Annotated in this window: 25 protein-coding genes and 1 tRNA gene; 15 read left to right on the top strand and 11 right to left on the bottom strand. The window is 50.1% G+C overall.

Annotated features, from left to right (window positions below; translation table 11 throughout):
• Window positions 1–17: 17 nt before the first annotated feature.
• The 10 genes from ROA7450_RS07670 to ROA7450_RS07625 form a co-directional block, all read right to left on the bottom strand.
• Window positions 18–557 (bottom strand): GNAT family N-acetyltransferase, encoded by a 540-nt coding sequence (locus ROA7450_RS07670; protein WP_085805124.1) that lies wholly within the window; start codon window positions 555–557, stop codon window positions 18–20.
• Between the two features lie 186 nt (window positions 558–743).
• On the bottom strand, window positions 744–1,013 hold the full coding sequence (gene rpmA / locus ROA7450_RS07665; RefSeq protein ID WP_085805123.1) for a 50S ribosomal protein L27: 270 nt from the start codon (window positions 1,011–1,013) through the stop codon (window positions 744–746).
• A gap of 11 nt (window positions 1,014–1,024) precedes the next feature.
• Window positions 1,025–1,675, bottom strand: coding sequence for a 50S ribosomal protein L21 (locus tag ROA7450_RS07660; protein WP_085805122.1), 651 nt, complete (start codon window positions 1,673–1,675; stop codon window positions 1,025–1,027).
• Between the two features lie 576 nt (window positions 1,676–2,251).
• Window positions 2,252–2,449: a hypothetical protein gene (locus tag ROA7450_RS20760; protein WP_143534398.1), complete on the bottom strand. Its 198-nt coding sequence runs from the start codon at window positions 2,447–2,449 to the stop codon at window positions 2,252–2,254.
• Window positions 2,450–2,928: 479 nt separating this feature from the next.
• Entirely contained in the window at window positions 2,929–3,363 is a 435-nt protein-coding gene (locus ROA7450_RS07645) for a hypothetical protein (protein ID WP_143534397.1), read from the bottom strand.
• A gap of 87 nt (window positions 3,364–3,450) precedes the next feature.
• On the bottom strand, window positions 3,451–3,627 hold the full coding sequence (locus ROA7450_RS20975) for a hypothetical protein (protein WP_159454021.1): 177 nt from the start codon (window positions 3,625–3,627) through the stop codon (window positions 3,451–3,453).
• 85 nt (window positions 3,628–3,712) lie between these two features.
• Window positions 3,713–3,937, bottom strand: a complete 225-nt coding sequence (locus tag ROA7450_RS07640) for a hypothetical protein (protein ID WP_085805118.1) — start codon at window positions 3,935–3,937, stop codon at window positions 3,713–3,715.
• 37 nt (window positions 3,938–3,974) lie between these two features.
• Window positions 3,975–4,472 (bottom strand): hypothetical protein, encoded by a 498-nt coding sequence (locus ROA7450_RS07635; protein WP_143534396.1) that lies wholly within the window; start codon window positions 4,470–4,472, stop codon window positions 3,975–3,977.
• 78 nt (window positions 4,473–4,550) lie between these two features.
• Window positions 4,551–4,715, bottom strand: coding sequence for a hypothetical protein (locus ROA7450_RS20970; RefSeq protein WP_159454020.1), 165 nt, complete (start codon window positions 4,713–4,715; stop codon window positions 4,551–4,553).
• A gap of 387 nt (window positions 4,716–5,102) precedes the next feature.
• The gene (locus ROA7450_RS07625) at window positions 5,103–5,960 is read right to left on the bottom strand and encodes a DUF2059 domain-containing protein (RefSeq protein WP_085805115.1); all 858 of its coding nucleotides are present in this window, start codon (window positions 5,958–5,960) and stop codon (window positions 5,103–5,105) included.
• A 114-nt stretch (window positions 5,961–6,074) separates the two neighbouring features.
• On the opposite strand from ROA7450_RS07625, the gene ROA7450_RS07620 reads away from it, so the two are divergent.
• The 14 genes from ROA7450_RS07620 to lfb1 all read left to right on the top strand — a co-directional run bounded on the left by ROA7450_RS07620 (window position 6,075) and on the right by lfb1 (window position 18,508).
• Window positions 6,075–6,164, top strand: a tRNA-Ser gene (locus ROA7450_RS07620).
• A 149-nt stretch (window positions 6,165–6,313) separates the two neighbouring features.
• Window positions 6,314–7,510, top strand: coding sequence for a tyrosine-type recombinase/integrase (locus ROA7450_RS07615; RefSeq protein ID WP_085805114.1), 1,197 nt, complete (start codon window positions 6,314–6,316; stop codon window positions 7,508–7,510).
• On the top strand, window positions 7,510–8,349 hold the full coding sequence (locus tag ROA7450_RS07610) for a hypothetical protein (protein ID WP_085805113.1): 840 nt from the start codon (window positions 7,510–7,512) through the stop codon (window positions 8,347–8,349). Before ROA7450_RS07615 ends, ROA7450_RS07610 begins: the two co-directional genes overlap by 1 nt.
• A 122-nt stretch (window positions 8,350–8,471) precedes the next feature.
• Window positions 8,472–8,681 carry a helix-turn-helix transcriptional regulator gene (locus ROA7450_RS07605; protein WP_085805112.1) on the top strand — a complete coding sequence of 70 codons (210 nt, stop codon included), beginning with the start codon at window positions 8,472–8,474 and terminating at the stop codon, window positions 8,679–8,681.
• Window positions 8,681–8,872: a hypothetical protein gene (locus tag ROA7450_RS20755; RefSeq protein WP_143534395.1), complete on the top strand. Its 192-nt coding sequence runs from the start codon at window positions 8,681–8,683 to the stop codon at window positions 8,870–8,872. Before ROA7450_RS07605 ends, ROA7450_RS20755 begins: the two co-directional genes overlap by 1 nt.
• Window positions 8,865–9,176: a hypothetical protein gene (locus tag ROA7450_RS07600; protein ID WP_143534394.1), complete on the top strand. Its 312-nt coding sequence runs from the start codon at window positions 8,865–8,867 to the stop codon at window positions 9,174–9,176. Before ROA7450_RS20755 ends, ROA7450_RS07600 begins: the two co-directional genes overlap by 8 nt.
• The gene (locus ROA7450_RS07595; RefSeq protein ID WP_085805110.1) at window positions 9,176–9,694 is read left to right on the top strand and encodes a helix-turn-helix domain-containing protein; all 519 of its coding nucleotides are present in this window, start codon (window positions 9,176–9,178) and stop codon (window positions 9,692–9,694) included. The genes ROA7450_RS07600 and ROA7450_RS07595 overlap by 1 nt, the downstream gene beginning before the upstream one ends.
• A 42-nt stretch (window positions 9,695–9,736) precedes the next feature.
• Window positions 9,737–10,315, top strand: coding sequence for a hypothetical protein (locus ROA7450_RS07590; RefSeq protein ID WP_085805109.1), 579 nt, complete (start codon window positions 9,737–9,739; stop codon window positions 10,313–10,315).
• A 637-nt stretch (window positions 10,316–10,952) separates the two neighbouring features.
• Window positions 10,953–12,506, top strand: a complete 1,554-nt coding sequence (locus ROA7450_RS07585) for a winged helix-turn-helix domain-containing tetratricopeptide repeat protein (RefSeq protein ID WP_085805108.1) — start codon at window positions 10,953–10,955, stop codon at window positions 12,504–12,506.
• Window positions 12,507–12,681: 175 nt separating this feature from the next.
• Window positions 12,682–13,611 carry a homocysteine S-methyltransferase family protein gene (locus ROA7450_RS07580; protein ID WP_085805107.1) on the top strand — a complete coding sequence of 310 codons (930 nt, stop codon included), beginning with the start codon at window positions 12,682–12,684 and terminating at the stop codon, window positions 13,609–13,611.
• 57 nt (window positions 13,612–13,668) lie between these two features.
• A complete protein-coding gene (locus tag ROA7450_RS20965) occupies window positions 13,669–13,824 on the top strand; it encodes a hypothetical protein (protein ID WP_159454019.1) in 156 nt (51 codons plus the stop codon).
• Between the two features lie 230 nt (window positions 13,825–14,054).
• A complete protein-coding gene (locus tag ROA7450_RS07575; RefSeq protein WP_085805106.1) occupies window positions 14,055–15,035 on the top strand; it encodes a homocysteine S-methyltransferase family protein in 981 nt (326 codons plus the stop codon).
• 52 nt (window positions 15,036–15,087) lie between these two features.
• The gene (locus ROA7450_RS07570; protein ID WP_085805105.1) at window positions 15,088–18,066 is read left to right on the top strand and encodes a calcium-binding protein; all 2,979 of its coding nucleotides are present in this window, start codon (window positions 15,088–15,090) and stop codon (window positions 18,064–18,066) included.
• Between the two features lie 91 nt (window positions 18,067–18,157).
• Window positions 18,158–18,508 (top strand): LIC10280 family protein, encoded by a 351-nt coding sequence (gene lfb1 / locus ROA7450_RS07565; protein WP_143534393.1) that lies wholly within the window; start codon window positions 18,158–18,160, stop codon window positions 18,506–18,508.
• A gap of 264 nt (window positions 18,509–18,772) precedes the next feature.
• On the opposite strand, the gene ROA7450_RS07560 is transcribed toward lfb1, so the two are convergent.
• The gene (locus ROA7450_RS07560) at window positions 18,773–19,480 is read right to left on the bottom strand and encodes a lipid-binding SYLF domain-containing protein (protein WP_085805104.1); all 708 of its coding nucleotides are present in this window, start codon (window positions 19,478–19,480) and stop codon (window positions 18,773–18,775) included.
• Window positions 19,481–19,746: 266 nt separating this feature from the next.
• On the opposite strand from ROA7450_RS07560, the gene ROA7450_RS07555 reads away from it, so the two are divergent.
• Complete coding sequence (locus ROA7450_RS07555) at window positions 19,747–20,268, top strand: flavodoxin domain-containing protein (protein ID WP_085805103.1); 522 nt, start codon at window positions 19,747–19,749, stop codon at window positions 20,266–20,268.
• The last annotated feature ends 12 nt before the right edge of the window (window positions 20,269–20,280 follow it).

The raw sequence follows: 20,280 nt of genomic DNA, 5'->3' as shown, positions 1-20,280 counted from the left end.
CAAAGGCGACGCCCGCCTCAATCAGTTTTCCAACTATATGTCCAAGTAGGCACATTGGAATTACGCGCAACAGAGAAACTTTCGGCATCACCAAGGTATTTGAAGCCGCAATTCGTCAATACACGCGCCGAAGCTACATTATCCTGAAACACGGCCGCAAAGATGTTCTTGCTGCCTTGCGGATTGGCTTTTAACAGCGCCTCAACCGCAGCCGAGGCAACGCCTGTGCTCCAATAGGCGGGTGCCACCCAATAGCCGACTTCAGATTGGTCATGCTCCAGCCGAACAAGGCTGATCACACCCATGACCTCGTCGCCACCGGACTTGCTGCCGTCCATGGCCCAAAAATCCTCAATCCGGTCTTCCGCTTGTGCGCGCGCAATCATCGCCTCGGTCGTGCCGGGGGGCAGTGGATGCGGAATCGAACTGGTGTTCATCGCCACGCGCGGATCGCTGACGTTCAACGTGATCAACCCTGCATCAGAAACACGCAGTGGCCGCAGATCGAACCGATCAGTTTCAATCAAAGCTTGATTTGTAATTCTTTCCAGTAACATGCGTGCTCTCCTCTATCGCGCCTGATCCTGGCTACATCTGATTTGGACTATCAGGCCCCCTCTTCAAGCCCTCTAATCCCAATCCGTAACGTAATCATTAAATTTTGATCTCAAGTGATCGCCTAAAAAGAAAAAGGACCGGCTTATCACCGATCCTTTAATGTTTTTCAAAACCTTAAGGTCGGCTTATTCAGCGGCCTCCGCCACCGGGAGAACCGAAATAAAGGTGCGGCCTTTGAAACCCTTGTGGAATTTCACGGCGCCTTCAGCAGTTGCAAAGATTGTGTGATCTTTACCTTGTCCAACACCTTCACCAGGCCAGAACTTGTTACCGCGCTGACGCACGATGATGTTGCCTGGGTTGACCTCTTGGCCACCGTAGAGTTTCACGCCAAGGCGGCGACCAGCAGAGTCGCGACCGTTACGTGATGAACCGCCAGCTTTCTTATGTGCCATCTTGTCTCTCCTTAGCCTTTAGTCAGTTCTTTAGCCTGCTCGACCCAGCCTTCACGCTCGATCCGGCCTTTGAACGACAGTTTCTCATCGAATTCAGCGATGTCTGTATCAGACCATGCTGCGATTTGCGCAAAAGTTGTCACGCCAGCGGCGAGCAGCTTTTTCTCAAGCGCTGGACCAACACCTGACAGTTTCTTCAGGTCATCAGCGCCCGCAGGTGCTTCAGCTTTCGCCTCTGCCTTAGGAGCTGCTTTCTTGGCCGCAGGCTTCTTTGCAGGAGCCGCTGCTTCAAACGCTGCAGGGGCAGAACCCGCACCCAGAGCCGCTTTAACACCAGACTTGTCTGCGCCTTTGGCGAGGATGTCAGTGATACGCAGCAGGGTCAGCTGTTGACGGTGACCTTTGGTCCGCTTCGAGCTGTGCTTACGACGACGTTTGACAAAGTGAATGACCTTGTCACCTTTGATCTGGTCAACGACTTCGGCCTGGACTGCAGCGCCGTCTACCAAAGGGGCACCAACAACAGGGGCGTCGCCACCCAGCATCAGAATATCATTGAACTGGACTGTTTCACCAGCATCGGCCGCGAGCTTTTCAACACGGAGCATGTCGCCCGATTGAACCTTGTATTGCTTGCCACCGGTTTTCATAACCGCAAACATTGCGTTTTCCTTTTCGTTTTCGCATTCTACGGCCCCTTGTGAAAGGAGTTCTTGGCCCGATGGACCGCCCCGAACAGCGCGCTACTTTGAAGCGTAAATAAAGAATCCGGACAGGAGTATCCCGCCAAGATGCGCGCTTATCAGGGGAATACGATGATAAGTCAAGGAGAAATCACCGTCCTTGGGCCGGAAAACTTATGTACAGGTTGTACAACTTGTACAGGGGTTTTGTACATAAATGACTTGTGTTGAAATGGTGGGCAGAAAGTGCCCAGTCTACGGATTTATCTGCCGGCCAAACTGCTGAGACACGGTGGGTTTACACCCACCCTACGCTTGCTGATAGGTCCCCATGTTTGTCATGAGAAAGCCTCCGGTTGCGAATTTTGTGAAAATCGACGTCCCGATCACAGCGATACCAAGATCCACAAAAAAGTTGGCTAAGATGGCACAAAGGACGGGCACCAAAATGTAGCAAGCAGGATCTAAAGTTCCAACGTGTCTCTTCAAGCCCATGGGGAGTTTTCCCCAAAACCTAAGTTTTTCAGTGATAACCGGCGCGTCGGCACCCTCAGATTATCCATGGTGCACACCAAGGGTCACAACAAGTGACAATACAATTAGGACAGCGGCATAGTCATCTGCTTTGGCAGCGTGAATTGCGGCTTTGGCTTTGGGATTTTGATCATCGGCTTGGGCTTTTATTCGCAGTTCTCGCGTTGATAATCCCCCGGCTTCGATACCCACCGCATCCCGGTAGGCGCTGAGACTCATTCCGCGAATTCCTATCGATACGATCTTTGTGAAAACTGACGCGCCAATCACGGCGATACCAAGATTTACAAATAGGTGTATTACGATGGCGCAACACACAGGCACTAGAATGTAGTAAGCTGGATCCAATGTTTCGATGTGTTTTTTGAATCCCATGGGAAGACCCTCGCCCGAATACAGTTTTACTGATGCGATTCAAATGCCGCCGCAGGTATCTATTCACGAAGGTGAAAGAACATCAAGCGCCCCTCTATCTTCCTCACCGAAAATGGTGGGTTGGCACCCACCCTACAGTATCGCTAATAATATTGCGATTTCAATGAGTGGGGAAACATCCTGTTGGCGGATCCAGAGATGGCCTTTCACCAGACCGACAGTGAGAATAACGATGCAAAAGATCGGCCCGACAAGTCCGGTCGTCATCCATGCATATGCTTTTTGAGCCAACGCCTTCATGCAATGGTGCCCATACTATATTCTTACCTGATGTACTTATTAATTTCATCATATTCCGTCGAAAGGTGAACTGAGATTAGTTCAAACCTGCCTTCAACTTTTAGCACACCAAAGTGAACATATAATGCCTGCCAATTGCGGCCAATGAATGCGACTATAAGTGTTGCGAAATTTTCCGAATAGTTATTGCGCACCATATCCACACAACGCTCAGGCGTGCCCATGTAACTAAGTAGCTGCGCTTTGGTATCTTCAATAAGATCCTCCGACACCTTACTATTCATGTCTGCATTCAGAAAGAACTCATTGTAGTCACCATCTAGAAGATTTTCTTTCAACTCTCTTATGATTTCCACGCTCTCAGTCTGATTGCAGTCAGCAAGCATTGGAGACGCACAAACGCTCATTATAAAAGCTGAAACCAAGCTTTTTCCATTTACCCAATCTACTAAATTCATAAGAAAAATCCCTGCCTGCTATGTGCCATTTTGTCAAATAGCTTAGGTTGACCAATTAGTCGTGTGTCATGCGAGGCGTACCACGTATCAAAGCTGCTCGCTCTGCAATTGCTGCGCCACGGCCTGCCCCAGTAAGTATGAAATTTCATCATACATCTGGTCAAAGGCGGCGAACATGGCGTGGTTGAGCTTTTGGCCGGTCTCGGTGCGGTAGAAATCGATATAGGACTGCAGCGCTGTAGGGTGGGCACTTTTGCCCGCCATGCGTTTCAAAATAGGCGTTTACGTATCGGGAAAAGCCAGTGGTGGGCAGACATTGCCCACCCTACAGCTCGCTGATTGGCGTTCCTCAATCTTTACCTTCGAATATCACCTTAGCCGCTTTGATGAAGAAAAAGCCAATGGCGGCACCCCCAGCCATTAATATTGCGATTTCAATGAGTGGGGAAACCCCCTGCTGGCGGATCCAGTGATGGCCGTTCATTATCGCGACAGTGAGAATAACCACGCAAAAGATTGGCCCAACAAGTCCAGACGTCATCCATTCGTATGTTTTTCTTGCGATCACAATCATGCGCTAAGTCCCAATACAACGCGAGGTTCTAGCACCCTCAGGTACTCCGATCATAGTTCATTTTTTCGTCCAGCTTGATCGGCTCAAGTTCGAAGCCGATCTCATTGAGGTAGTGAATGGTCACGGCAGCTTTAACATGATCAATAAAGAACTCTGTCGTTTTCAGGATATCATGCAAAGGATTTCTTTGTTTATGAGCAATTAAATAGTCGGTGGCCCGATGAGTTACAGAATATCGTTCAAGGTTATAGAGGTCAGGTTTATCTCCAGTCTCAAACGCTTCTGCCGTAAGCTTTGAATCCTTCAACAGTTCATCGCGCAAATCAGGAATCTTCTCATAATTCTCAATAACATGGCGGGACATACTTTGTAGAAAATCCCCTTCCTCCATTACGTTTCGCATATGGGTAAGAACATATTCCTCTATCTTTGTGTAATCATCGTATGATGTCACTGAGGCCCACATCTCTGGATATTTTTCTTTGTGGCTTCCTTTTGTTAGGTTCCCATTCCAAGGGAAATCACTCGAACTCATTTATACCTCTAAATTCAAAATGAGAGATTGCACCGAGCATAAAATATACTCCGCATCCCGCTTTAAATTCGCACTCACTCATAGCTGCTCGCTCTGCAACTGCTGTGCCACGGCCTGCCCCAGAAGATAAGAGATATCATCGTACATCTGGTCAAAGGCGGCGAACATGGCATGGTTGAGCTTTTGGCCGGTCTCGGTGCGGTAGTACAAGTGAATTTGGTGAGTGATGTGCAGGGTGGGCAATTTTGCCCACCATCTGGCTTAACATCGATGTTTACAGGTGTGGAGCGCGCGGCGGTGGGCAGTCATTGCCCACCCTACGTCTTGCTAATCCTCTCTCAGTGGATTTAATCAAATACTGCATCAAACCAAATCCTAAAACACTCACAATTATCAAGGGAAAAGTTACCGCGCTCCACACATAAAAAATGTATGACGTCTCAATCCAATCGCCAGCAGATTGCTTGAACATGAGAAAATAACGTTCTCCATCTATTTTCCACGAAACAATTTCTCCGCCAACGATCCAATTCAAAACGAACTTTCCAAGCAAAATAATCCAGAACAAAATGCCTATAACTAGTCGAATACAGCGCAAGACACCGATCAACGTGGATTGCCCGTTCATTCTCACAACTGCTCGCTCTGCAACTGCTGAGCCACGGCTTGGCCCAGAAGATAGGAGATTTCATCATACATCTGGTCAAAGGCGGCGAACATAGCGTGGTTGAGCTTTTGGCCGGTCTCCGTGCGGTAGAACTCGATATAGGACTGCAGTTGGTCCTGCCCGAGCGGCTCATAAGACATCAGCAGAAAGGCGTTGATCCATTCTTCAGTATCGGTGCGAATGCCCTCTTCCTGCGCCCAGACGTCAGCCAGCATGTCGGATTCACTCATGTCCAGCGCGCCGCCTTCTGCCAATCCACGATAGAACATGAAATTGGCATTGAGCCCGCCCATGACGTTCAACTCGATCAGATCGCTGTCGTCGATGATGGTGGCGATCTGACCGATCAGCACGTCTTCGTCGTCTTTCCGGTCAAGGTATTGCTCAATCGCTTCATCCTCGATCTCGTCGTCCAGAAAAGCCCGGCGCGCGGCCAGTTCCAGCGTTGTGATCTCGGCCCCCAGATCCGAGGTGAAAAAGGCCACGGCAGGCGCAAGGTTCAGATCGCCAACTTCGGCCTTGAAATGCGCGGCCACCAGTGTGTTCATCTTATCGACGTCATAGATCCGGCTGACCTGTTGTTGCCAGCTGGCCAGATTTGTGCCGCCCAGCATCTCAACCGCAATCTCGGCGCCGTATTTCTGACCCTCTTCGCGCATGATCTCGGCGGTTTCATGGAACTTGAGCACCTCGATCAACTGGGCGATCTCTTCCTCCTCGGCCGCCTGTGCCGGGGTCAGGTGCAACACCAGCGCTGTCGCCAGCCCTGAGATGGACAGGCTTTTCCAGGATGAATTCGGTTGCAGCGCTGTAAAAATCACGATTGGCCCCTCAATTAATCTGAACGACAAGCTAATGACTTTCTGACGGCAAACAATGCAAAACCCCTTGTGCCGCCCGAAAAAGGCAATTAAACGCCCGCCACAGACCCCCGCGGAGAGGTGCCGGAGTGGTCGAACGGGGCGGTCTCGAAAACCGTTGTGGGTGCAAGCCCACCCAGGGTTCGAATCCCTGTCTCTCCGCCACTACCACATTTCATTCAATTTCATCTGGTGTAGTTAGATGCCTTTAATGCCATATTTTTATGGCGATTTCTCCACCCGAGGATTTCATTGAATTTCACCTGATTATACCCGTATACTTGCATTGAGTGGTATAATTTGTGGTATGATGCATGGCCGCACTGAGCGGAAAGCTAACAAAGAAGCTGGTTGAGAATCTTGGACCGGGGCGTCATGGGGATGGGTCTGGCCTGTATCTGGTTGTCGATCTGTCCGGTGCACGGCGCTGGATTGTGCGTGTCACGGTCAAAGGGCAGAAAAACCGCAAGGGCGCGCCGCTTCGAACAGATTTTGGTTTAGGTGGCGCTGATGTGGTGACCCTGAACCAAGCCCGCGAGCGCGCGCTTGAGTATCGGCGTATGGCCAAGGCGGGCCTCAATCCGCGATATAATGCAATCCAAGAAGTCCCGACATTCGAAGAGCTATGCCGACAGGTGCATATTGAACGCCTGCCCACATGGAAGAACGCGAAACATGGGCAGCAATGGCTGAACACGCTGAGGGACTATGCCTTTCCCAAAATTGGGCGCATGCCAGTGGATAGCATTGGCCAGCCCGAGGTGTTGATGTGCCTCTCGCCGATCTGGACGGAAAAGTATGAAACGGCCCGCCGGTTGTCGCAGCGCATCAAAGTGGTTTTGGATGTGGCGAAGTCAAAAGGGTTTCGCTCTGGTGAAAACCCGGTGACGGAAATCCGCGATACCAAAGTCCTGCCCACGGTGCGCGCCAAGGTACAGCATCACGAGGCCATGCCATGGCAAGAGGTGCCAGCTTTCTATGCAGGTCTGGCCAAGCGCAAGGCGATGGCGGCCAAGGCCCTGCGGTTCACCATCCTGACGGCCTGTCGCACCTCGGAAGTACTAGAGATGAAATGGCCCGAAGTTGATTTTGACGCCAAGCTTTGGACGATCCCGGCCGAGCGGATGAAAACCGCTGTCGAACATCGCGTTCCGCTGACGGAGGAAATGCTGTCTATTCTGGAGCCGCTGCAAGCCATGGCATCAGAATACGTGTTTGAAGGGCAGAAACGTCATCAGCCGTTGTCTAATATGTCGATGCTCATGTTGCTGCGCCGGATCGGGATCAAGCATGTGACGGTGCATGGCTTTCGTAGCAGCTTTCGCGATTGGGCGGCGGAATGCGCCACGGCACCACGAGAATTGGCAGAGGCCGCCCTGGCGCATCAGGTTGGAACGGAAGTTGAACGCGCCTATGCGCGGTCGGATTTGCTGGAGCGGCGACGCGAATTAATGCAGAATTGGGGGACGCTAATTGTAATGACGTCAAATCAGTTTCGAAAGGAAGCTTGATGTTTTGCCCAACGGGCTTTGTGCCTTTTTCGATCCTTAGGGACCAGATCCCTGAAGCAAGCTTCAATGCAGCATTTGAAATAGGCCTCGAATTTGAAGCAGTCGATCCAAAATACGCATTGAGTGTAACAGCGAGCGATTGGTTAGAGGTCAGCTTCTTTGCATTCTGCGGGGATGAGACACATATATGCTCTCCAGATGGCAGGCTTTTGAGGTTCGATTTGCGGCAGACACGTACTGACGACTTTACGATTCACGATCTCCTACAAAATGATGAAACAAATCGGCTGTTCGCTGATGATTTGGATGGTCATATGGTCGCAAGGCGATTGTTCGATCTACCAATTGAAGACTTCGTTTCCCAGGGTTTGAAGATAAGCGATAGTTATTGGAGGGCATCTCTGGAGCTGGGTCTACAGTACGAACATATTCAAGTCCCTCTATTTTACACCCGGGATACTTACACTCTATCAATGTTCATGTTCGATCTTGTAGATCGACTAAAATATTCAGAGACTATCGCTTTAAAGTCAGTAGCAAAGGTGATTAGGCCGTTCGAGGGATGGTCGTTGTGTATACCGAAAAAAGTTGTTGAAGATAATTGGGATGATTATTGGAGAAAACACGCCGCGCGCCGTAAATACAAAGAGAAAACCGGGGACAGAGGAAGACCCAGAAAGCAAGAAAGCGCAGTTTCTGATATCAAATTGGCGTTCCCTCGAGGAATTGGAGAAAGCTCCCACAAACAAATTGCGGAAACCGTACGGCGTCTTACTGGAAACAATTACTCGATCAGCACCATATCGCGAGCCCTAAGTCAAAATTCTAATCAAAAATAGAAATAAAACCTCAGAATTGGCTTCAAAAATAGCTCTGTATTTTTGGTAGTTTTGATTGGCTGAAATTTAAACAACAATTACTTAATCGAATTGTCATCGAAGCAACCAACGAGGTTCAATAGATGACAAATATCTTCGAAAGCAACCGAACGTATATGCTTGGCGATCCGGAACTTGAGGTTCTGGGCAGCCGGGAAAAACTTGCGCAATGGCGGCACCGCAATGTGGGGCCTGCCTTTATCCGGATTGGACGGCGCATTGCTTATCACGGGGCAGATCTGAATGCCTGGCTGAACGCCCGCCGCATCGATCCCAGCAATGAGGCCGCCTAATGAAAAACCCCAACTCCACTTTCGGGGCCGGGGTTCTTCCGCTGACATTGGATGCCAGACGAGACATCTCATCTGATGCCAGAAAACGGCCCACGCCCGCAACTGAAATCCGCAAACGCTTTTATCTGTGCCCCGGCACCAACTCGGTGGAACCCATCCGAATACGAAGAGGAGTGCTCAGGAATGACTGAATTTAAACCACTCCAATCGGGTGCATGGGATCTGGCCCAGGGTACTAATCACCGAGAAAGCGCGGATGGCTATCATTCCGTGATCTTGCGCGGAGATTTGTACCGCGTGATTGCCTGCAAGGATCATCTGCAGTGGATTATCCAGCGCCGCGCCGGTGTGAGGCACGGTGGAGTGCGATGGGATAGCTTTGCCTACTGTCGCACCCGCGACGCCCTGATCCGGCGCTGGACGGGCCTTCACGTCGATGGCTCAACCGACTGGCCCAGCCTTGAGCGCCTGCCTGCGCAGATCGGGAGATCATAATGGGGCGGCGCAAAGGAAAACGGTCTGAAGACGGGCAATATGTGAATGTGCCCTACGCCATGATCAAAAGCGAGGCCTGGCGGTCCTTGTCTGGCACTGCGATGCGCCTGTGGTTCGAGCTGCACTGTCGCTACAACGGCGGCAACAATGGACGGTTGACGCTGTCTTATGCAGAAGCGGCGGATCTTCTGGGCATAGGCAAGGCCAGCGCGCAACGGGCCTATCAGGAATTGGTCGAGAAAGGCTTCCTTGCGATGGAGCAGGAAGGCAACTGGTATCACCGTCGCGCTCACCAATGGCGACTGACCACAAAGCCGATGCAGCGCGCCAAAGGGCGCGAGACGCCAACCCAGGATTGGCGCTCCTGGCGCGCAGAAAAAACAAAACGCGGTTCTGAAATGGAACCGTCAGGGTCTTCTGTGGTTCCATTTGAGAACCCAAAACCCGCTCATGGTTCCATCTCAGAACCCGTCAGGGCCAAATCAAGGCGCTCCTTCGGTTCTGAAACGGAACACTAATACTAACCACTCTCTTCAGAGCAGAGGAAAGGATACAGGCACATGGCAAAACAGATGAAGGCACAAAAGAAAGCCAAAACGAAGGACGTGGAGAAGTCCAATCGTCTCGAGAGTTCTGTTGGTCTTTCGATGTCGGGCAATCCGAAGGACGGACATTTGGCCCTAATGGAGCACGAGGATGCGCTCAAAACGATTTTTGGAACAGACATGCCCGAGCTGGCGGAAGATCTTCTCAAGCATTGCCTGAAGGTATTGAGGTACGAAGAGGCCAGTGATGAAAATGCGGCCAATGACGAGCGGCGGTTCATGGTCGCGGCTGTTGCTGACATGAAGCCAAGGGATGCCTTTGAGCGTCTGTTGTCTGTGCAGATGGCAGCCACCCATGTTGCGGTGGTGCGATCTGCAAGGTGGCTGGCCAATGCGGATCAGCTCGAACAGGCGAAGGCGCATTACTCAGGATACACCAAACTTGCGCGCGCCTACGTGGCGCAGATGGAGGCCCTGCGAAAGCACAGAAACGGCGGCAAGCAGACCGTGACAGTCCAGCACGTCAATGTGGAAGACGGTGGCCAGGCGATTGTCGGAAACGTCGACCGGGGGAGTGGCAAGGATGAAAAGTGACGCCAGCCCCATGCAAAGCGCTCATGAGGCCCCAAGATGCACGGCACGGTGCAAACGCACGGGTCTTCCTTGCAAGAACCCGTCGGTGCGAGGCTGGGCGGTCTGCCGTATGCACGGTGCTGGTGGCGGGCATGGCGCTGGCAATAGCAACCCAGCCTATCGGCATGGCATGAGGTCAAGGGAGTGGGTTGAGATGCGAAAGGTCATTCAAGAACGAAGGCGTGATGGTCTTGGCTGGCAGAAGTTAACAAGGGAATGATTGGAGGACGACGGCCCATAGCCTCCTAGCATCTGCAGCGAAAGTCAGATTCGTCGGTGCCGCATGTTCGGTTTGGGCTGCCAGTTTTCATCGGGGCAAAATTGTCAGCGCCAGCATTATCCGCGTATTTGACATAGCATATGCTCTACAATGAAATTGACATCAAAGTCCCAGTCGATTTCGGTAAGAAAGTCTTTGCCCTTCATCAAAACTTCTGAATTAACTACCTTGGCGGTTGTTGTGGTTCTTCAACTGTGCATATTTCTGAATTGGCAGAACAATATTCTCGAACACGGCGCTGCAAAAACAAGTTAGTGAGGTGGGATCAATTGAGAAATCGGCAATGACCTTAAAAAAGCAAATGTTCGGTTCAATTAAATGAAGGGTCGGTTCGGAAATTGTGAAATCGACACGGGCACTCGCGTTCTTCTTCGGAATGGAGAAGAGATCGAACTTGAACCACAAGTCTTCGATGTGATCGTTGCCTTAATTGAGGGCAAGGATAAGATTGTTAGCAAAGATGATCTGATTGAGCAGGTTTGGTCAGGACGTATCGTGTCCGACACAGCTATCACCAGTCGAGTCAAAGCAGCTAGATCTGCTGTTGGAGACGATGGAGTGGCGCAAAGCATCATACGAACCTCTCGCGGTATCGGATACCGTTTTGTTGCTGACTTTGAAACTTTGAATGACGCTCACGTTGCCGAAAAAATGCGGGGCCCGGCCCATCCTACAATTTTGGTGCTACCCTTTGTGCAGAATTCACCCGATAGTTCGATGAACTGGTTGGTAGATGGCATCAGTGACGACGTGATCACTGGCCTATCCCGCTTCCGAGAGCTGCGTGTCATTTCTCGTCTTACTTCATTCGGACTGCGGGATCTCCATGGCTCAGCTCTTTCTGATGCGGCCACAGAGTTATCGGCGGACTATGTCATTCAAGGCAGCCTACGTATGCAGGGTCATGAATGGAAGTTGCGTGTTTCTATCGTTGACGCCGCCGAGCAGATGCAAATTTGGAGTGAGCGTTGGACTCTGGCGCAAAGATCACTCCAAAACCTCGATCCAATACTTGACAAAATCGTTGCTGCGATCGAACCCGAATTGCTTTCTGCGGAGAGAGATCGCGTTCGCAACAAACAAGAAACTGATTTGTCAACTTGGGAAAGCACTCAGAAAGGGCTTTGGCTTCTCTGGCAGCAAAAAAGCGGATTGCATGAACAAGCGATCAAAGTTTTGGAGGAAGCCTGTCAAAGCGATCCGGGTTATGCCCAAGCCCATGCTGGATTGGCGTATGCGTTGTGCCATGCATATAAGGAGGATGTCCTTGGGGATGAAGCGCTAGACTGGGCGTTAGATGTTGCACGCCAATCGGTGCATCTCGACCCCCGGGATGCATTTTCCTACATCGCTTTAGGAAGATCTCACATTGCCCGCGGCGAATATGAAGAAGCTATTGCGGCATATGATGAAGCTGTCGAACTGAATCCAAATCATGCATACGGGCATTTTGGCCGGGGCTATGCGCTGTCGCTCAGTGGCAGGGCACACGCAGCAATTGAGCACTTCGAAACTGTTCTGGAATTGAGCCCACGCGACCCTCAAGGTTGGTCGGTTTGTGTTATGCTGTGTTTTTCAAATTTGATCATGAATCGTCCCGAGATCGCGTTATCCTGGGCTCAAAAATCACAACGCATGCCCAACGCGCCTCACTGGGCTAAGGCGGCTGAGGCCGCAGCATTAAATGCCCTTGGGAACACTGAACGAGCAACAAGGGCTCTCGAGGAGGCTATTACAGCGCGCCCGGAGCTCAACGCAGCTTTCCTTGACAAGGCTTATCCTTTCGCGGATCGTCGGGACTTTTACAAAATCGCCGAGTTGATGCTCGGCACATTTGTTCCTGATGAGCATGAAGAAAGTAGCAAGGCTTAGTCTCCACGTAATTTCCACATTACCTCCAAGCAACACGGAGTGATGACTGTCAAAAACCAGGCAGCACATACTTGTCACGTCACTTCGAACAGATCGATTATGATCTGAAAATCACAAGAGTGCGTCTTGGCAGGATGAGCACAATTAGATTTTGAAATGAAAGCAGCAAAATAAAATGTTTGATGATTTTCACGTCGTTCTTGGCCAAGGTTCAATGTACGAACGACTACGCCGTTCTGCAAATTCGGCTTTTGACCCTGAGATTGCTCACGCAGGAATGCTCTATAATGAAATTGGTCGAGAAGTGCTCGCCGATACTCATCGTGAGTATTTGGACATTGGCCAAGAATACGGGATTCCCATGATCGCAGGGACACCGACGTGGCGTGCTGGAAATGTGCGCATCAACCGATCCCAATATCGGGGAGAGTCTGTTAATACCGATGCCGTCGAATTCATCAAATGCATACGTCAAAGTTATGGCCCTGATGCCTCGCCAATACTAATTTCAGGCGTGATGGGGCCCTTTGGTGACGGCTATATTTCAGAAGAAGCTCCAGATAGAGCCAATGCCGTTGAAATTCACAGGCCTCAAATCGAAGATCTGGCGGAAGCCGGTGTCGATTTTTTGAAGGCGCAAACATTGCCGAGTTTTGAAGAAGCGAAAGGAATTGCGCAGGCAATGGTCGGTACGGGCCTACCATACCTGCTCAGTTTTGTAATACGTCGCGATGGCAATATTCTGGACGGGACTTCCTTGGATGAAGCCATAGATGTCATCGACAATGAATCGATAGCGCCTCCGACACACTACGCAATCAATTGTGTCCATACCTCAGTATTTTCCGCAGTTTATGCTAATATTCATGATTGCAACCCCTCCGTAGCAGAACGCATCCTAGGAATTGATGCGAATACTTCGGCTAAAACGCCCGAAGAGCTGGACGGGCTAGATGAAATTGATACTGAAGCCCCAGTTGAATTCGGTAAAAATGTCTTTGCCCTTCACCAACACTTGGGGATTAAATGCCTTGGTGGCTGTTGCGGTTCTTCAACCGAGCATATTGCTGAATTGGCACAACAAATTTCTGGAACAAATCGCTGACAATATAAGTTAGAAAAACGGGATCAATTGAAATAGCAGAATCCACCAGATAGTTCGGTGAACTGGTTGATGGACGGGATCAGGGAAGAAATGATCGCTGGCCTGTCCCTGTTCCGAGAGCTGCGCACCATTTCTCACCTTACTTCCTTTGACCTGCAGGATTTTCGCAGTGCCGCTCTTTCGGATCGGGCGCATGCTTTCGCAGAGCGTTAGGATTTACATAAAATCGCTGAATTTATGATTGGCACATTTGTTCTGACGAGCCTGAAGAAACTAGCAAGGGATAATCTCCACGTAATCTCCACCTATTCTCCAAGCACCTGAGCGTGATGGCTGTCAAAAACCAGTCAGCACGAACTCGTCACGTTACTTCGCGCGGATCGGTCACGATTTGCAATCGCAAGAGAGCGTCTTGGCATGATGAGAACAAGGAGATTATTGAAATGAAAGCGAATACAACACCTTTTGAACGTTTCTTGTCGCTTGGCAAACTCGCCCTGAGCGACGGCGGACTTGAGACAAGCATGATTTTCCACGAAGGTTTCGATCTTCCTGAATTCTCATCCATGCCGCTATTAGAAAGCGATGCTGGGCGTGCGGCGCTAAATCGTTATTTTGACGCGTATCTAGCGGTAGCCGAAAAATCCGGAACAGGATTTATGCTGGATACAGCCTCTTGGCGGTCCGGAATCTACTGGGCCAAATTTCTAGATCGGACAGAGGATGACATGCTGGCGGGTTGTCGTGTTTCTGTTCAATTTGCCAGTTCGGTACGCGACAGATGGGCGGATCGCGTTGATCCAATTGTAATAAACGGCGCGGTTGGCCCTGCGGGTGATGGTTACACAATTTCTCATGCCTATACCGCCGATGCGGCACGGGCAGTTCATCATCCCCAAATCGCCGCGATGGCTGAAGCAGGAGCGGACATGATCTCTGCCGTTACGATGACACACAGCAGAGAAGCCATGGGTATTGCTCGGTCATGTCTTGATTTAGATATGCCATGCGTCATCGGTTTCACTGTCGAAACAGATGGAAAACTTCCAAGTGGTGAAAGCATTGGAGAGGCGATTGCAGCTGTTGATGCGGATTCGTGTGGTTGGCCAATTTATTACATGATCAATTGTGCCCATCCTGATCACTTTGATCGCGCGCTTTATCGTAATTTTTCCTGGATTTATCGGATCGGAGCAATACGCTGTAACGCCTCGCGATGCAGCCACGCAGAGCTGGATGAGGCCACAGAACTTGACGATGGTGATCCGGTGGAATTTGGTCGATTGAATGCCAACTTAGCGCGCGTATTACCCAACTTGCGCATGCTAGGAGGATGTTGTGGGACGGACCACCGACATATAGCCGAGACCGCGCAGGCCTGCGTGCACTTAGACCCTCAGGCTCCTGCGACGGCCAGCATTTAAACAGTTCATAAGCAGCCCAAAATCACCACTCACACTCGGCGTACCAGAACAAATGGGCCATCAAGAATGGCTCTATTTAGTAGGAGTTTTTACAATGACGACACATGTGATCAGCAGCGATCAACTTACGGCTGTCTTTGCTCAGACAGCTAAGGACACATGGATTGTTGAGGAAGGAGTAACTATCGATTCCTCCTCCAACGCAATTGATGGATCAGGGCCAAATGGAAGCAAAACCTTTCACATTAGCGGTAACCTAGTCAGCCAAGGCGTTACAATTGCTCTAGGTGATTTTTCGGACAATTCTGGCGGCAATAATAAAGTCCATATTCATGATACGGGCTCGTTGGTTAGCGCAAGTTCGGCAGTGCAAAGTGTTGGTGGAAAACTTGACTTTGTGAACGAAGGTACCATCACCACCTATAGCCAAAATGTCTTCGTTGCGGATGGCGACCGCAACAAGTTCACTAATTCCGGCGTGATTTCAAACGACCAAGGTACTGGTGTTTGGTTCCGGGACGATTTGAATGAAATTACCAATACAGGATCTCTAACAACTCTAGATAAAGCAATTTTTTTGGCGGGAAGTGGCAGAAACGAAGTTGTCAATACCGGATCGATTACAGCTACATCTGGTGACGCTGTTTCGGTAATCGGGTCCAGCAATAATTTGATCAACTCAGGTTCAATCGATTCCTCATCCATAGCCGTGCGGATGTCAGGCGTGGGGAACAATTTTACAAATTCGGGAATAGTAAAAGGCGAATACGGGATTGATACCGAAGCTGGATATAGCGAAATTAAAAATGAGGGCTCAGTCATAAGTACCGCCGGTGATGCAATTAAGATGTTCCACGGAAATAACAAGCTGACAAATGATGGCTTCATCGCAACTGCATTGGATAGCGGTGTTGCCGCTTTCGGCAACAACAATGCCATAAACAATAGAGGTGTCATTTCATCCGCAGAAGATGAGGGGGTTTTCGCCAGAGGCGAAGGAAACACTGTTTGGAATTCTGGGAGCGTCAATGGATTGAATTATGGCATTCAGTCAGGTGGAGGTCGTGGCTACATTAAGAACCTCGGTACTATCTCCTCTTCTGCCGGAACAGGTTTAAACGTCGCAGATGATTTGAACAGAGTTATTAATCGAGGGGACATCCTAGCTGGTCAAAATGGGATACTCGCCCAAGGAAACAAGAATAAGGTTCTGGTCGAGAAATCGGGCAGCGTCTCGTCTTCAGCCAAGCGCGCAATCGCCATCGAGGGTGACAACAATACAGTCACTAATGAAGGAACGCTCAAGGGGGACCTTGGAGGTATCCGTGTCGATGGAACGGATAATCTTATCATCAACAAGGGTCAGATTAATGGAACAAACGCGACATCAGACGTTGGCATAGATATCCTATCTCAAGCGGGTGAAACCAACAAGTTCATCAACACAGGCACCATAGATGCAACAGTATCGGTTCTTGGCGACAAAGGTGTAGAAACCATAATAAACAAAGGCCGCCTGGACGGGGCCGTCAACTTAGGATCAGGGGACGACTTCTTTTATGGGCGGTTTGGTTTCACAAATGGCGTTATTTATGCTGGCAGCGGAAATGATGTTGTAAAGGGTGGTAAGGAACATGAAACCGTCATCGGGGATTTTGGTGATGATCTCATTAGCGGTGCCGGAGGTGACGACATCTTAGATGGTGGCGCAGGTGCTGACACTATTTATGGGGGACGTGGTCAAGACCAGTTATTCGGTGGCGATGACAATGATATCCTGTATGGCTATTGGGGCGATGATGTCATTAATGGCGATGCAGGCGCTGACACTATCTACGGAGGGAGTGGTCACGACCTATTACGTGGTGGAGATGACAATGACATCCTGAAAGGCTATTGGGGTGCCGACACCATCGACGGTGGCGCAGGCGCTGACACAGTCTACGGAGGCATCGGTCACGACGTACTGAATGGTGGCGATGACAATGACATCCTGTATGGCTATTGGGGTGCCGACACCATCGACGGTGGCGCAGGTGCTGACACAGTCTACGGAGGGAGTGGTCACGACGTACTGAATGGTGGAGATGACAATGACATCCTGTATGGCTATTGGGGTGCCGACACCATCGACGGTGGCGCAGGTGCTGACACAGTCTACGGAGGGAGTGGTCACGACGTACTGAATGGTGGCGATGACAATGACATCCTGAAAGGCTATTGGGGTGCCGACACCATCGACGGTGGCGCAGGTGCTGACACAGTCTACGGAGGGAGTGGTCACGACGTACTGAATGGTGGAGATGACAATGACATCCTGTACGGCGGTTGGGGTGGCGACACTCTGGAAGGTGGCGCGGGTAACGACGTTATTTTTGGACAAGCACACAGCGATACCCTGCTGGGGGATGCTGGAAATGATACCCTCGATGGCGGTAGCGGCAACGATACTATTGATGGTGGTCAAGGTAATGATATTATCGACGGTGGCCTAGGCAATGACGAACTGCATGGTGGAGACGGCGAAGACGTTTTGAATGGCCTAGCCGGTAGTGATCAGCTTTTTGGCGGTAACGACAATGATATGCTCTTTGGCGGATCAGGTCGGGATACGTTGGACGGCGGCGCCGGAGATGATCTTCTCGATGGAGGCAACAATGGCGACAGGCTCTACGTCTCGCAGGGTAATGATGAATACCGAGGTGGCGGAGGCGCGGATCATTTCATTTTTGACAACGGGTTCGAGTACGTTGGTCGCGGTGAAGTTAATCGTATTCTAGATTTTACAGACCGAGTTGATCGCATTGATTTGCGAGGAACGGATGCGGATCTGAATTCGGCCGGGGATGACGAGTTCTTCTTTATCGCGCAACAAGAATTTTCCGGTATTGCGGGCGAGCTACGAGTCGAAACCACTCTCAACGGCGGATACAGCGTAACAGGTGACGTTACCGGCAATGGCTCCGCCGACTTCGAAATTCTAGTAGATTCCTTTGCTGGCACTTTGAATGAGAACGATTTCTTTTTGTAAAGCATGTCAGTTCAAATTCTGATTTCCCCTTCAGTTTTAAGAACGGGGAAATCAGTGAACGTAATTTTTTAAACTTAAAAGGATAAAAGTGATGAAAAGAAGACACTTCGTATCTGCCTTGTTATGTGCCGGAACCATCTTGTTCGTTCCCCAAGCCTTTGCCGGTGATATTTCAATATCGGGCACTTATTTGACGTCCGGTAGAAATGTCGAAGGACAAAGTTATGAGGGCACTGCACACATAGTGCAGGACGAGTCATTCGTTAGTATTGAGTGGCAGATTGGTAGTCAGCACATTAAAGGCGCAGGTGCGATTGACGGAAAGATTGTCACCGTTGACTGGGGATCTGAATATCCGGTTGTTTACCTGGTAATGCCTGATGGAGAACTCCACGGAACATGGGCCGACGGTTTGGCATTCGACAAACTGACGCCGCAGTAATGGAGTTATAACAAGTATTCATTGGGGCTGTGGTTCGAGGCACAACACGCGAACCAGGTGGTGATAAGTGGAGTTCCAGAAATGAAAATTCCCGATTATCCTGATCTTGTTGTGGTATATATCGTGGTATGGCAATGTAAAATCTAATTATTTGTTATAAATAATATTTTGTTATCTATTAAGTTTGGCAGACTGTCTCTCCGCCATACACAAAAGTCTTTGAATCGTGATGTAGTTTCTTTGTCCACTGGTCGTATTACGGACTTAGTTCAGATCCCCATCCGCCCAATATTTGGTTCCTGTGACCGAGCTGCTAATTTTCCAACCCTTTTTTGTCAGCACAAACACGGACCGGCCATCCACAAACCTGATTGCTTGGTCTGATTTGTCTTCACCGAACATGGCCCCCGCATCGGCTGTCGCATCGATCCCGACCGTCACGAACGACTGGAACGCATCCGGTGTTTCAAACAGGATCACGATGCGCCGCTCGAATCCGCCGAGGCCGAATGAAAGGCCAACGCCTCCGGTGCCCATTTTCATGTACGTCCGATCACGCGACGGCAGCGACACCGCAACTCCCCGACCAAAACCCGCAGCCACGCCGGCGACACCAACCTGGCGCGCATCAAAAACGGCGTAACCAGATGCAGCATCATACAGTTCTTTGGCGGCAGTATTATCCGCAAACAATCGCTCCAATGTTTCATCCGCCATTGCGTCAAGCCGTTCGCGCGTCAATTCAGGGGTTTCTTCATCAGAGATCATTTCAGCGGTGCCGTCGATCGTTTCACCAATATTTTTCGTGGTGGCATCGATCGTATCACCCACTTTGTCTGCAGTACCGGTCACAGCATCGCCAACTTTCTCGACCCCTTCAGAAACCCCTTCGGTCACCTTGTCCAAGATTCCACTGGCAAAGGCCATTGGAGCCATCGCAATTCCGCAAACCGCAAAAAGTAGTTTGAACATAAGTGTTCCCCTCTCACCCTAAAGCTTTGAAACTTCATTTCAGATGCAAATACAGCAAAACATTACTTTGATTGATTTATCTTAAAACTGAGAAAAACATAATTTGTGGGTTCTGTGTCAAAATTTATCAGATCACAGCAATTTATGCAGCAATGCGTACGTACAGGCATTTGGATCGTTGATTCAGATCAACGTCTTTGGTGTCGTCTTCCTTAAAATGATCACTATCCGCCGGGCTTTGCCGGGCGAAAAAAGTGGAGGTTTTTATGCAATACCTTGTGATTTATGAATCGATTGAAGGGCAGACACGAAAAATTGCGCACCATGTCGAGCAACGCCTGCAAACCGCAGGTCACTCTGTCAGCTTGTTTAATGCGGCTGATAAAACAGCGCCGTTGTCTTTTGCCGGATATGATCGGATCGTTCTGGCGGCCTCGGTGCATGAGCGCCGTCACCCTCAGAGTTTTGAGGTTCTTGTGGCCGCAAGTCAGAAAGATCTCGCGGCCAAACCGACGCTGATGATCTCGGTCAGTCTCAAGGCGGCGTTTGATGAAGGGCATGAAGAAGCATGGGATTATCTGACCGAAATGGAAATGAGGACTAAGTTTATCCCCACGGAGGAACTGCTGGTTGCGGGTGCCGTGCGGGCCGGAAGTTATGATTATTTCGAAAGTCAGATCGTCAAAAACGTGGTATTGAAGGGCGAAAGCGTCACTTTGGACAAGGGCGTGCATGAGTTCACCGATTGGGCTGCACTTGATGCCAAGATTGATGCGTTTATGAGTTGACCCTTTGACGTG

The sequence above is a fragment of the Roseovarius albus genome (assembly GCF_900172335.1).
GTDB classification, from domain to species: domain Bacteria; phylum Pseudomonadota; class Alphaproteobacteria; order Rhodobacterales; family Rhodobacteraceae; genus Roseovarius; species Roseovarius albus.
Note: the sequence above shows the minus strand (reverse complement) of the source record. Positions and strands in the feature narration are given on the sequence as shown.